This window comes from Halomonas sp. 11-S5 (genome assembly GCF_029889825.1).
Taxonomy (GTDB): Bacteria; Pseudomonadota; Gammaproteobacteria; order Pseudomonadales; family Halomonadaceae; genus Halomonas.
On the sequence record NZ_JARANW010000004.1, the window covers coordinates 15,300 to 28,039 of the forward strand.

The window sequence follows — 12,740 nt, forward strand, 5'->3', positions numbered from 1 at the left end:
GGCGAGGCTCCATCTGCTAGTATCGAAACGGGTCTGCACCCGGTTGCACAAAGACTAGAATGGAACAAAAATTCCGTCAAGGTGAAATAATGATCAAAAAGTCTAAAGGCAGGGAGGCGGCGGGTGGCACCCACAAGGTGACCGCCAGCGATGTAGCCCGACGGGCCGGTGTCTCCAAGTGGACCGTCTCGCGGGCCTTTACCGAGGGCGCCTCCATTTCTCCCAAGGCTCGCGAGAAGGTTCTGCAAGCAGCGGCGGAACTGGGCTATCGGCCCAATCTGCTGGCCCGCGGCCTGACCAAGCGTCAGACGCGCATCGTGGGTCTGGTCGTGGACGAGATGGATAACCCCAACCTGCTGGGCCTGCTGAACGAAACGAGTCTGCAGCTGCAGCGGCGGGGCTATCTTTCCATGCTGCTCAACATCAGCGAGGAGGACCGGGAGGGGGCCGCCATCTCACTCGCCGATCAATTCCAGGTGGACGGCTTGATCTTCCTGGGGACCGTGCTCACCGAGGAGCTAGTCCGCTTGGCACACGACATCCGCCACATCCCGCTGGTGGTGCTCTACCGCAACTGTGAGGATCCCGACATCCAGGTCGTCTCCACAGATGGTTATGCCGCCGGTCGGGAGATCGCCGAGCTGCTGGTGACACAGCAAGGCTACCGGCGAATCGGCTATATGGCAGGCCCGAGCAGCGAGACCACCCGTTTGCGCCGCCTGGCAGGCTTCCAGGAAGGGCTTGCCCAGCATGGGGTGGATGCCATCGAGCTGCTGGAGGCGGGGCATTATCAGCGTGAGCGAGGGGTCGCCGTGCTGGCGAATTATCTGGAGGCGACGCCAGCGGCGGAGCGCATCGAGGCGCTGTTCTGCGAGAACGACATCCTCGCCATCGGGGCCTTGGACGCCCTCTCCGAGCGCGGCCTGACCGACCGGCTGGCAGTGGTCGGCTTCGACGACATCGAACTCGCCGCCTCGCCACGCTACGCGCTGACCACCTACCGGCAACCCCTGGAGTCCCTGGTCAGTGAGGCAATACGACGCGTGATTGAGCGGCCGGATGCCGAAACCCAGCATCTGCAGCGCGGCGAGCTGATACTGCGTCGCTCCCACCGGGTCGCCACTCAGGCCGCCGAATGAAAGACGCCGAAGCCTCCGGCTCCGGCGTCTTCCGGGTGATCCGCAGAGCGCAGGCTCAGTGCGTCGGCATGGTGAAGTGGTTGGTCTCCTCGCGGATGCCGCTGGGCCAGCGTTGAGTGATGGTCTTCATGCGGGTATTGAAGCGCACACCATCGGGGCCGTGCATGTGCAGCGGACCGAACAGGGAACGCTTCCAGCCGCCGAAGCTGTGGAAGGCCATGGGCACCGGGATCGGCACGTTGACGCCGACCATGCCGACCTGGATCTGCTCGCAGTACTGGCGGGCGGCGTCACCGTCGCGGGTGAAGATGGCGGTGCCGTTGCCGAACTCATGATCGTTGATCATCTTGACCGCGTCATCGAAGCTGGCGGCCCGGGCGATGGCCAGCACGGGACCGAAGATTTCCTCGCGGTGGATGCGCATGCCCGGCGTGACGTGATCGAACAGCGACCCGCCGAGGAAGAAGCCGTCGCCCTCGATGCTTGCGTCGCGGCCGTCCACCACCAGCTCGGCCCCCTCGTCCGCACCGGCCTGGATATAGCCCTTGACCTTCTCCAGGTGCTCGCGGGTGATCAGCGGGCCCATGTCGTTGTCGGGGCCGTCGACGAGGCCCGGGCCGATGCTCAGCTTGTCGAGTTCGGCGACCAGCTTCTCGCGCAGTCGGTTGGCGGTCTCCTCACCCACCGGTACGGCCACGGAAATGGCCATGCAGCGCTCGCCGGCACTGCCGTAGGCGGCGCCCATCAGCGCGCCGACGGCCTGGTCCAGGTCGGCATCCGGCATGATCACCATGTGGTTCTTGGCGCCACCCAGGGCCTGGACGCGCTTGCCGTGGGCCGAGCCGGTGGCATAGATGTACTCGGCAATGGGGGTGGAGCCGACGAAGCTCACCGCCTCGACCCGCTCGTCGGTGAGCAGCACGTCGACGGCCTCCTTGTCGCCGTTGACCACGTTGAAGACGCCATCGGGCAGGCCGGCCTCGGTGAGTAGCTCGGCCAGGCGCATCGAGGTGGAGGGGTCCTTCTCGGAAGGCTTCATCACGAAGGTGTTACCGCAGGCCAGTGCGATGGGGAACATCCACATCGGCACCATGGCCGGGAAGTTGAACGGCGAGATGCCCGCACAGACGCCCAGCGGCTGCATCATGGAGTAGCTGTCCACCCCGGTGCCGACGTTCATGGAGTGCTCGCCCTTCTGCAGGTGCGGGATGCCGCAGGCGAACTCGACGACCTCCAGGCCACGGGTCACCTCGCCCTTGGCGTCGGAGAACACCTTGCCGTGTTCGCTGGCGATCAGTCGCGCCAGCTCGTCGGCATGCGCCTCGACCAGCGCCTTGAACTTGAACAGGATGCGCGAACGCTTGAGTGGCGTGACCTTTGACCAGCCGGCGAAGGCCTCATGGGCGACGCGTACCGCCTCGCGGGTCTCGTCGGCGGTTGAAAGCGCCACCTGCAGGCTCTGCTGGCCGGTGGCGGGGTTGTAGACCGGCGCGGTGCGCTCGCTCTGGCTGGCCACGGCCTGGCCGTTGATGAAGTTGCCCAGAATGCTCATACGGGAGTGTCCTCTTGATCGTCAGTCGGGTTATTCGGTGATTGGAAGTCCGGCCTCGGCACAGAAGCGCTGCAGGTTGTCATGCCCAAGGCGCGCATAGGTCAGCGGATGCGCCACGGCGGGGTCCTGCTCGGCCTCGACCACCATCCAGCCCTCATAGCCGCTCTCGCGCAGCCCCTTGAACAGGGGGACATAGTCGATGTAGCCGTCGCCCGGCACGGTGAACATGCCGTTCAGCACGCCGTCCAGGAAGCTGAGGTCACGGTTGCGCACGTCCTCGAGCACTTCCCGGCGGATGTCCTTGCAGTGCACGTGAACGATGCGGTCGGCATATTGCTGTTGCGCAGCCACGGGGTCGCCGCCGGCACCCACCAGGTGGCCGGAGTCCAGCAGCAGGCCCACGGAGGGCTTGGTTTCGGCCATCAGCCGCTCGATCTCCGCGGGGGTCTCGATCACCGTGCCCAGGTGATGGTGGTAGGCGATCTGTACGCCCTGCTCCAGGCAGTAGTCGGCCACCTGGTTCAGGCGCGGAATCAGCGTCTTCCAGCCTTCTTCGCTCATCCGTGGCGAGTGGGACAGCGGCGTCTCACGCTGTCCATGGATGCAGTGTGTCACCTCGCAGAACACCATCGCCGTGGCGCCCAGCGACTTGAGCAGGTGCAGGTGCGGCTTGAGCGCCTCGATCTCCTCCTCGGCGCTGCGGGTCAAGAGCTCGCTGCTGTACCAGCCGGACACCAGGGAGAGGCCTTGCTTGTCGAGGATCGGCCCCAGCACCTCGGGGTCGCGGGGGAACTTGTGGCCCAGCTCGAAGCCGGAGAAGCCGGCCTGTCTGCCCTCGGAGAGACACACCTCGAGCGGCGTATCACCACCGAGAGACGGCATATCGTCGTTGGTCCAGGTCAGCGGGTTGATGCCCAGTTTTACACTCATGGCGAACTCCTGAGATCGGTCGTCGTGATCGAGATTTAGAGATTCTTGAATTGGCGGGCCTTGTAGGCCTCGTAGCGCGCACGGGCCGCCTTGACCTCGGCGCGCGGGGAGACCTCGGGCACCGCCACGTCCCACCAGGCACCGCCATCCTGGGTGTCGGCCAGCGCATCGGTGTCGATGGCGATCACGTAGCTCACGTCGGACGCCTTGGCGCGCTCAAGTGCCTTCTCGAGCTCGCCGATGTTGCCCACCTGCTCGGCCTTGGCACCCAGCGAGGTCGCGTGAGCGGCGAAATCGGTCTTGGGGGCGCCACCCTCAACGCTCAGGCAGTCGTCGAGCATGTTGTTGAAGCCGGGGCCACCACAGAACTGCTGCAGGCGGTGGATACAGCCGTAGCCACGGTTGTCGAGTACCACGGCGATGATCTTGTGGCCGAGCATCACCGAGGTGGCGATCTCGGAGTTGAGCATCAGGTAGGAACCATCGCCCACCATGACGAAGACCTCGGAGTCGGGCAGGGCCATCTTGGCCCCCAGGCCGCCTGCCAGCTCGTAGCCCATGCAGGAGTAGCCATACTCCATGTGGTAGCCGCGGTCGAAGCGGGTGCGCCAGAGCTTCTGCAGCTCGCCGGGCAGGCCGCCGGCGGCACACACCACGATGTCGCGCTCGCCAGCGGCGCGGTTTACCGCTCCCACCACCTCGGCGTCACACGGCAGGTTGGTGCCACGATCGGCGGTGACGCGCTCCACGGTCTGGTTCCAGTCGGTGCGCAGCGAGGCGGCCTGCTCGATCCAGCCACCCTCGGGTTGCCACTCTTCCAGGCCTGCGGTCAGCTCCGGCAGGGTGATCTTGGCATCACCCACCAGCGCCTGGCCCTTGTGCTTGACGGCATCGAAGGAGGCGACGTTCACGCTCAAGAGCTTGGCCTCGGGGTTGATCATGGCGCGGGAGCCGGAGGCGAAGTCGCCCAGCCGGGTGCCCACGGCGATGATCAGGTCGGCCTCGGCGGCCAGGGCGTTGGCGGCCGCACCGCCGGTGACGCCGATGGTGCCCAGGTTCTGCGCATGATCCCAGGGCAGGGCGCCCTTGCCGGCCTGGGTCTCGCCCATCGGCAGGTGGTGGCGGGAGACGAAGGCGTCGAGCTCGGCCAGGGCGCCCGAGTAGTGGGCCCCGCCTCCGGCGATCACCAGCGGTTTCTTCGCCTGGCGGATCAGGGCGATGGCGTCCGCAAGTTCCTGGCGGTCGGCGGCCTGGCGACGCAGGCGGTGCACCTTCTCGTCGAAGAAGTGCTCGGGGTAGTCGAAGGCGAAGGTCTGGATGTCCTGGGGCAGCGCCAGGGTGACCGGACCGCACTCCACCGGATCGGTGAGTACCCGCACCGCCTGGGGGAGCGAGGTGAGCAGCTGCTCGGGACGGGTGATGCGATCGAAGAAGCGGCTCACCGGCTTGAAGCAGTCGTTGGTGGTCAGGGTGTGGTCGTGGAAGTTCTCCACCTGCTGCAGCACCGGGTCGGGCATGCGGGTGGCGAAGGTGTCACCCGGCAGGAAGAGCACCGGCAGGCGATTGACGTGGGCCACCGCGGCAGCGGTGACCATGTTGGTGGAGCCCGGTCCGGCCGACGCGGTGCAGGCCATCACCTGGCGGCGATTGAGGGTCTTGGTATAGGCGATGGCGGCATGGGCCATGCCCTGTTCGTTATGGGCCCGGTAGGTGGGCAGGCTCTCCCGGGCCTGGTACAGCGCTTCGCCGAGGCCGGCGACGTTGCCGTGGCCGAAGATGGCCCAGACCCCGGGAAACAGCGGTTTGATCTCGCCGTTGACGTCGACCTTCTGGGCCATCATGTAGCGGACGACGGCCTGGGCCATGGTGAGTCGGATAGTCTTCATATCAGTAGCCCTTCAACAGGATCGTTCGGGATCAGGCGCGCTGGCGCGCCTGCCAGGTTTCCACCAGCTCGAGATAGTTGGTCTTCACGGCCTCGATCAGCTGCTCGTCGTCGTAGTCGCCGCGCAGCCACTGGCGGCTCGGCTCGCCGAAGATGGTGCGGCCCACCGCGAAGCCCTTGCAGACATCGACACCGGCGCTGTCCATGATGCCCTTCTTGAGTTCCTCGGCCGGCGCGTCCAGGCCGAGCATGACCACACCGCGACAGTGGGGCGCTCGCTCGGCGAGGAGGTCGCCGATGCGCCGCCAGGCGTCCGGGGTCTGGGGGGGCAGCTTCCACCAGTCGGGCTGCACGCCCAGGTTGTAGAAGCGCTGCATGGCGTTGAGGTAGGTGTCGTCATCCTTGGCCAGGTCGCGTGGCGGAATGATCTCCAGCAGCAGCTCGTTGCCGGACTCGCAGCAGGCGCGATAGAGCTCGATCACCTGGCGCTCCTGGGCGCGGCGCAGTTCCCCCTGGTCCTCGGGGTGGTAGAACACCAGGCACTTGACGATATGCTCGCGCGGCCAGGTCTTGAGCCGCGAGCCGATGCTGCGACCGCCCTCCAGCTCGATGGGGCGCGAACTGGGCAGCTCCACGGGGCGGCCGATCCACCAGCCGCGGCCGGTGACATCGTTGAGGGCGTCCTGACCGTAGGTGTCATCGATCAGCACGCCGACCTGGCTGTCGCCTAGGTGCTCACTGCCGCGCTCGGTGGCCTGGACCAACAATCGCTTGAGCGTGTTGATGCGGGCCGGAGCGGCGCCTTCCTCGCGGGCCATGTCGAAGAGCTGCTTGCGGTGGTCGAAGGCCAGGATGCAGAGGTCCTTCCACTGGGTCGGCAGGCGCTGGGTGGTGACCCGGTGCAGGTGGTTGAGCCGTGTGTCCAAATCGGGACGCGGAATCGACTCGGCACGCGCCAGGTAGTCATCGAGTTCCTCGGCACTGGGGATGGCCGGGGCGCAGCCATGGCGCGAAACCACCAGGGCGCCACAGGCATTGGCGTAGGCGCAGCTCTGAGCATGGGACTCGCCGCGCAACCAGCCGCGCAGGAAGCCGCTCATGAAGGCGTCGCCGGCCCCCAGCACGTTGAGCACATCGACGCGAACCCCGGTATGCACCTCGAAGTCGGCTTCGCTATCGGGGATCTGACCCTCGAGCACCGTGCAACCCTGGGCGCCGAGCTTGAGCACGATGGTGGCATCGGTCAGCCCCCGGATCGTCTTCAGGGCGGTGATGGTATCGGTGCTGCCGCCGGCGATATGCACCTCCTCCTCGGTACCCACTACCAGGTCCAGGTCGGGCAGAATGGTCTGCAGGTGGCGGCTGACCCCCTCGTTGGAGACGAAGCGGGTCTCGCCATCGCCCAGGGTGGTCAGGCCCCACAGCACCGGCCGATAGTCGATATCCAGGATCACCTTGGTGCCGGCCGCCTTGGCGTACTCGATGGCGGTCTTGCTGGTCTGGTAGGTCTGCTCGGTGGAGAAGTGGGTGCCGGTGATCAGCAGCGCCCGGCTGGAGGCGATGTACGCCGGATCGAAGTCAGCGCTGTCGACCGCCATGTCGGCACAGTCCTGGCGGTAGAAGATCAGCGGGAAGGTATCGCGGTCCTTGATGCCCAGGATCACCAGGCCGGTGAGGCGCTCGGCGTCGGTGACCACATGGCTGGTGTCGACCCCGGCCCGGGTCAGCTCCTCGCGCACGAAGCGACCCATGTGCTCGTTACCCACCCGGGTGAGCATCGCCGACTTCAACCCCATGCGGGCGGTGCCATAGGCGATGTTGCCGGACGAGCCGCCGAGGTACTTGGCGAAGCTGGTCATGTCCTCGAGGCGGCTGCCGATCTGGTCACCATAGAGGTCGACGGCGGCACGCCCCAGGCAGATCAGATCCAGTGTCTTGGTGTCATTCATGGGATCACATCCTACGCTTGGCCAGTCGCGAGCCCTGCGCGGATGTCACAGCTCCGCGGCTCGGCCGGTCGGTTTGTTGGAAACGGGGTTCGCGTTCAATTTGTCTGTTTCATTGAAGATCAGTTTAGAACGAAGATTCCATCCAATCAATAAATGGAAAAGATGATTCGTAGTGCTTTGGTCGCATTGGGTGACGCTGGTCGACGAGAAGGGGAAGACCGGGACGGCACGAGGCGCTCGACAAAAGAAGCGGCCCCGGCCCTGCCAGGGGCCGGGGCCGCTCATGGACGGCCGAGAGGCAGGCCTCAGGTGTAGAAGGCCGGCCGTTCGGGCATCTCGATGACCTCGATGCCGCCACTCTCCTGGGCCTTGACGCAGACATCGCCGGCGATGGCCGCCGCATAGCCGTCCCAGGAGGAGGGCCCGCCGATCTCGCCGGCGGCGGCGCCGTCGATAAACGACTGCAGTTCCACGTCGAACGCCTCGCTGAAACGTTTCTTCCAGTCCTGGAGGATCTCGTTGGAGCGCTGGCCGGCCTGACGGAACTGCAGGCTCTGGGGTTCGGGCAGGCGGGCGATGCCGTCCTCGCCGACCACGTCGCACTGGATGTCGTAGCCGTAGCGACAGTTGACGAACACCTCGACGTCGATGCGCACGCCCTTGACCGTCTCCAGCAGCACGATCTGGGGGTCCTCGACCTTGCTGTGGGCATGGCGCGTCTTGCGCGGGAAGAGCACCTGGGCACTCTTGTAGTCGTCGTCCAGTAGCCAGCGGAAAGTGTCCAGCTCGTGGATCAGGGTGTCGTGGATCGCCATGGGGGTGATATAGCGCTCTGGCACCTCCGGATTGCGGTGAGCCGCATGGATCATCAGGGTTTCACCCAAACGGTCGCTATCGATGGCCTCCTTCATCATCCGGTAGCCGCTGTCGTAGCGGCGCATGAAGCCGACCTGCACGTGCCGACGTCCTGCCTTGATCTCGGCATCGATGATGTGGCGGCAGCCCTCGGCGGTGGTCGCCAGGGGCTTCTCGCAGAACACCGGTTTGCCGGCGGCGATAGTGGCCAGCACGTACTCCTCATGGGTCGGCCCCCAGGAGGTGACCAGCACGGCATCCACGTCGTCGGACTGGATCAGCGACTGGCCGTCATCGAAGACGCGGGCCTCGAGTCCCAGGCGGTCGACCACGGCCCGCGCCTGATCCAGGTTGACGTCGGTGACGGCGACGATCTCGCCGCCGGTGAGCTGCTGGGTGATGCGGCGGGAGTGCTCCTCGCCGATCATCCCGGTGCCGATGACTCCGATTCTGACTGTCATGATGTTGTCTCCGGATTATTTCCAGTATGTGTCGACGTAACGCTGGATCTCGTTGCGCATGAAGCGAGAGGAGTCCTCGGCCTTCTCCTCCCAGGCGAAGACGCAGGCGGTCATGATGCCGTCGAAGCCCACGTCGGCCAGGGTCTTGAAGAACAGGTCCCAGTTGACCTCGCCCTCGCCGATGTTGAGGTGCTGATGGACCCGGGCGGTGGAACCCGGCGGGTTGATGATGTAGCGCAGCCCGGAGGACGCCTTGTGGTTGAAGGTGTCCGCCACGTGGACGTGGGCCAGCACCGGCGCGCAGTCGCGAATCATCTGCTCCATGTCGTCGCCGAAGTGGAAGGTGTGCGGCGCGCAGAAGAGGAACTTGACGTTGTCGGAGTTGACGGTGCGGATCATGTCGACCGCGGGGTGCAGCGTCTCGACGAAGTCATCCGGGTGCGGCTCGACGTTGAGCTGGATGCCCTCACGCTCGAAGATCGGTACCAGCTCCTCCATGGAGCGCCACCAGGAGGCCTCGCTGGACTCGGTGGTCGCCCCGCCCTGGCAGCAGCTGGAGCAGCTGCCGCGCTCGGGGTGCGGGCCGCGTCCCATCTCGGAGTTCATGGTGTCGACGCCCAGTTCCACGGCGACCTCGATGGCCTTCTTCCAGTACTTCACCGCGGCCTGGCGCTCGTCCTCATGGGGGCTCGCCCAGCGATACATGGGCAGCAGGGAGGAGAGTTGGACGCCGTGGTCCTTGAGCGACTTCTTGAAGGACTGGAGGCGCTCGGGATAGACCCGCGGATGCACGAACCAGTCGAGGAAGTCGGCGCGCGGGGACAGTTCGATGTGTTCATAGCCCAGGTCGGCGGCGAGCCTCGGCAGGTCATCGAGGGGCACATGGCGGTGCATGAAGGGGTCGAGGGCGATCTTCATGATGAGAATCCTCCTGTGGAATGTTGGATCAGCGTGCAAGGCCCGCTTGGACGAATTGCATGCTGTCATGTAGCGCAGCCACCGGATCGGCCAACGCATGGACCGGCTCGGCGAAGGGTTCGAAGGAGACGTAGCCGTCGTAGCCGTCAGCCAGCAGGCGGCGCAGCTGGCCGACGTTGTTGAGGCGATCGCACTCGCCGACCAGGTAGCGATGGGCATCCAGCATTTCCTCGAAGCCGATCGCCGGGTCCTCCACACCCGAGATATGCACCAGGCCGGTCATGTCGGCAAAGAAGGCCGACTCGCCGGCCCCCTGATGGTGGAAGGTGTCGTGGACCAGGCCGAAGCGCGATTCCAGTCCCAGTGATCGGATCGCCTCGACCGCCTCGGCCTTGGTGCGCAGCGAGGAGATCGGGAACCCCAGCGGCTCGACGAAGCCTTGCAGGTCATAGCGACCCAGGATGGTATCCAGTTCGGTCAGCGCCTGTTCGAGTCCGGCTCGCTTGTCTTCCGCACTGGCGGAATAGTCGGCATCCACCAGTGGACAGAGCACCAGGCCGTGGCCACCGACGGCATCCACCAGTTGCGCCAGCTCCTGTGCCTTGGCGGCACGCTCCTCGTTCCAGATATTGAAGGGATAGAGGGCGTTGATACTGAGTACCTCGATGCCCAGCTCTCGGGCACGCTGCCCGGCGGCACGCGCCGCCTCAAGATCGAGGATGCTGTTCTCACCCACATCGTTGCGCAACTCCACGGCACCGACACCCATCTCGGCGGCGGTCTCGATCAGCTGCTGCGGGGTCCAGCGGGGACAGACCATATGATTCAGGGAGAACTTCAGTGCGTGCTGTGTCATGGCGGCCTCCAGGTGACTTGGCAGTGTCGTCGTAACCCATCGCGGGGCCGTATCGCCCAGCTGGCAGAGGGGTACGCTGTCCAGGGTTTCAGGAAGACTAGAATACATATTCCAACCAATCAACAAACAGAATATTCCATCTTGCCCGCTCCAGCTCCGATAGATTCGACGGCTTCCCCTGAGAATCAGCATGTTGAATGAAGGTGGCGGGATTGACCGAGGGACGGGCCTTCGACCAAAGCAGCAGCTACCCGACGTGATCGAGCGGGCCTCGGCCGCCCCCTCATTGCCAGAGCCGGCATTCTAGACTAACGTTCAAATGGAATTTTTATTCCTAAAAGTCTATACTAGAAGAACAGGATCCAATGTATTGCGAGAAGCCACCCACGAGGCGGACACCATGAGCCAGACACCGCAGGATTTCTCAACACTGGAAGAACGCATCACGGCCGACTATCCCTCGCTGAGTCGTCGTCTGCAGCAGACGGCCCGTTTTCTCCTGGATCATCCCCAGGAGATCGCGTTCGCGACGGTGGCAAAGCTGGCCGAACGGGCCGGTGTCACCCCTTCCACTCTGATCCGCTTCGCCAATCACTTCGGTTTCTCCGGCTTCTCGGAGATGCAGCAGCTGTTCCGTGCACGCCTGGTCGACGAGCTGCCCAACTACAACGAGCGCATACGTGCCGTGCGCAGCGCCACCGGCGAGACACCCGACAGCACCCAACTGCTGTGGGAATTCGCCGAGGCCAACCGCGAGGTGCTGGACCAGCTTCCGGGACGCACCGACCCGCGCCTCCTGGAGCGTGCCCTGGATATCTTCGAGCGTGCACGCGCCATCCACGTGATGGGGGCGCGTCGCAGCTTCGTGGTGGCCAGCTACATGACCTATGCGCTGCACCACATCGACAAGCGCACCTTTCTTGTCAACGGCCTGGGGGGCATGTATGGCGAGCAGGTTCGTGCCATCGATGCCGAGGATGCCCTGCTGGTGGTGAGCTTCTCGCCCTATGCCCAGGAATCTCGCGATGTGGCCGACGAGGCCCGCAGGCGCGGTATCCCGCTGGTGGTGATCACTGACTCCAACTTGAGCCCGCTGGCGCGCCTGGCCGACGTTACGCTGGTGGTGCACGAGGCCGAGGTCAAGAGCTTCCGTGGCCTGACTGCCTCGCTCTGCCTGACCCAGACCCTGGCCATCTCCCTAGGCGTCCGCCAGGACAAGGCGCGCGAGCGCAAGGCCGAGGACGACGGCGCCGAACGTGCCTGACGCCGGTACCAATCCTTGAATTCCATCCACTGCTACGCACAGGAGCGACCCATGAGTTCACTACTGGTACGCCCCCACGAACCCGATGCCCAGGGCACGGTGCTTGACGTCACCCCCGAGTCCGCGAACTGGGGGCATGTCGGTTTTCGCGTCCACAAACTGGCCAAGGGCCAGAGCATCGAAGCTTCCACCGATGAGCGCGAACAGTGCCTGGTGCTCCTTTCGGGCCATGCCACTGTCACCAGCGGGGAGCACCGCTGGGAAGACATCGGCGAGCGAATGGACGTCTTCGAGAAGATTCCGCCCTACGCCGTCTATCTTCCGGACGGCGTCAGCTACAGGGTGGAGGCCACGACGGACCTAGAGCTGGCGGTCTGCAGTGCCCCCGGGCATGGCAATCACGCCCCGAGGCTGATCCGGCCCGACCAGGTGAAACAGAGCACCCGCGGCGGCGGCACCAACACGCGTCACATCCAGGACATCCTGCCGGAGACCGAGCCGGCCGACAGCCTGCTGGTGGTAGAGGTTTATACACCGGCCGGCAACTGGTCCAGCTATCCGCCCCACAAGCATGATGTGGATAATCTCCCGGAGGAATCGATCCTCGAGGAGACCTACTATCACCGGATCAATCCCTCACAGGGTTTTGCCTTCCAGCGGGTCTACACCGACGACCGCTCATTGGATGAGACGATGGCCGTGGAAAACGGCTGCTGTGTGATGGTGCCTTACGGCTATCATCCCGTGGGTGCTCCCCACGGCTACGAGCTCTACTACCTCAACGTGATGGCAGGCCCCAAGCGGGCCTGGAAGTTCCAGAACGATCCGGTCCATGAGTGGATCGCCAAGCTGTAAGCGATATCTCTCCCCCTCGGTGGGCTGTCCGCCCTGACGTCTCTCTTTTCCCCGCCTCGGCGGGGTTTTTTTCGCC

At 64.9% G+C, this 12,740-nt stretch carries 10 protein-coding genes; 3 read left to right on the forward strand and 7 right to left on the reverse strand.

Going from position 1 to position 12,740, the window contains the following annotated elements:
• Window positions 1–89: 89 nt before the first annotated feature.
• Entirely contained in the window at window positions 90–1,139 is a 1,050-nt protein-coding gene (locus OP497_RS04405) for a LacI family DNA-binding transcriptional regulator (RefSeq protein WP_280546789.1), read from the forward strand.
• Between the two features lie 55 nt (window positions 1,140–1,194).
• On the opposite strand, the gene OP497_RS04410 is transcribed toward OP497_RS04405, so the two are convergent.
• The 7 genes from OP497_RS04410 to OP497_RS04440 form a co-directional block, all read right to left on the reverse strand.
• Complete coding sequence (locus tag OP497_RS04410; protein ID WP_280546791.1) at window positions 1,195–2,691, reverse strand: CoA-acylating methylmalonate-semialdehyde dehydrogenase; 1,497 nt, start codon at window positions 2,689–2,691, stop codon at window positions 1,195–1,197.
• 30 nt (window positions 2,692–2,721) lie between these two features.
• Window positions 2,722–3,621 carry a myo-inosose-2 dehydratase gene (iolE, locus tag OP497_RS04415; protein WP_280546792.1) on the reverse strand — a complete coding sequence of 300 codons (900 nt, stop codon included), beginning with the start codon at window positions 3,619–3,621 and terminating at the stop codon, window positions 2,722–2,724.
• Between the two features lie 35 nt (window positions 3,622–3,656).
• Window positions 3,657–5,507: a 3D-(3,5/4)-trihydroxycyclohexane-1,2-dione acylhydrolase (decyclizing) gene (gene iolD, locus OP497_RS04420; RefSeq protein ID WP_280546794.1), complete on the reverse strand. Its 1,851-nt coding sequence runs from the start codon at window positions 5,505–5,507 to the stop codon at window positions 3,657–3,659.
• 31 nt (window positions 5,508–5,538) lie between these two features.
• Window positions 5,539–7,455 (reverse strand): 5-dehydro-2-deoxygluconokinase, encoded by a 1,917-nt coding sequence (gene iolC, locus OP497_RS04425; protein ID WP_280546797.1) that lies wholly within the window; start codon window positions 7,453–7,455, stop codon window positions 5,539–5,541.
• 305 nt (window positions 7,456–7,760) lie between these two features.
• Window positions 7,761–8,771, reverse strand: coding sequence for a Gfo/Idh/MocA family oxidoreductase (locus OP497_RS04430; protein WP_280546798.1), 1,011 nt, complete (start codon window positions 8,769–8,771; stop codon window positions 7,761–7,763).
• A gap of 15 nt (window positions 8,772–8,786) precedes the next feature.
• Window positions 8,787–9,689, reverse strand: coding sequence for a sugar phosphate isomerase/epimerase (locus OP497_RS04435; protein WP_280546800.1), 903 nt, complete (start codon window positions 9,687–9,689; stop codon window positions 8,787–8,789).
• A gap of 28 nt (window positions 9,690–9,717) precedes the next feature.
• A complete protein-coding gene (locus OP497_RS04440) occupies window positions 9,718–10,545 on the reverse strand; it encodes a TIM barrel protein (protein ID WP_280546801.1) in 828 nt (275 codons plus the stop codon).
• Window positions 10,546–10,945: 400 nt separating this feature from the next.
• Between OP497_RS04440 and OP497_RS04445 the strand changes: the two genes are divergently transcribed.
• Both OP497_RS04445 and iolB read left to right on the forward strand, forming a co-directional pair.
• A complete protein-coding gene (locus tag OP497_RS04445) occupies window positions 10,946–11,809 on the forward strand; it encodes a MurR/RpiR family transcriptional regulator (RefSeq protein ID WP_280546802.1) in 864 nt (287 codons plus the stop codon).
• Window positions 11,810–11,860: 51 nt separating this feature from the next.
• Complete coding sequence (gene iolB, locus OP497_RS04450) at window positions 11,861–12,664, forward strand: 5-deoxy-glucuronate isomerase (protein ID WP_280546803.1); 804 nt, start codon at window positions 11,861–11,863, stop codon at window positions 12,662–12,664.
• Window positions 12,665–12,740 lie beyond the last annotated feature (76 nt).

Coding starts and splice junctions, on each gene's coding strand:
- OP497_RS04405 (WP_280546789.1), top strand. CDS start 90: ATGATCAAAAAGTCTAAAGGCAGGGAGGCGGCGGGTGGCACCCACAAG.
- OP497_RS04410 (WP_280546791.1), bottom strand. CDS start 2,691: ATGAGCATTCTGGGCAACTTCATCAACGGCCAGGCCGTGGCCAGCCAG.
- iolE (WP_280546792.1), bottom strand. CDS start 3,621: ATGAGTGTAAAACTGGGCATCAACCCGCTGACCTGGACCAACGACGAT.
- iolD (WP_280546794.1), bottom strand. CDS start 5,507: ATGAAGACTATCCGACTCACCATGGCCCAGGCCGTCGTCCGCTACATG.
- iolC (WP_280546797.1), bottom strand. CDS start 7,455: ATGAATGACACCAAGACACTGGATCTGATCTGCCTGGGGCGTGCCGCC.
- OP497_RS04430 (WP_280546798.1), bottom strand. CDS start 8,771: ATGACAGTCAGAATCGGAGTCATCGGCACCGGGATGATCGGCGAGGAG.
- OP497_RS04435 (WP_280546800.1), bottom strand. CDS start 9,689: ATGAAGATCGCCCTCGACCCCTTCATGCACCGCCATGTGCCCCTCGAT.
- OP497_RS04440 (WP_280546801.1), bottom strand. CDS start 10,545: ATGACACAGCACGCACTGAAGTTCTCCCTGAATCATATGGTCTGTCCC.
- OP497_RS04445 (WP_280546802.1), top strand. CDS start 10,946: ATGAGCCAGACACCGCAGGATTTCTCAACACTGGAAGAACGCATCACG.
- iolB (WP_280546803.1), top strand. CDS start 11,861: ATGAGTTCACTACTGGTACGCCCCCACGAACCCGATGCCCAGGGCACG.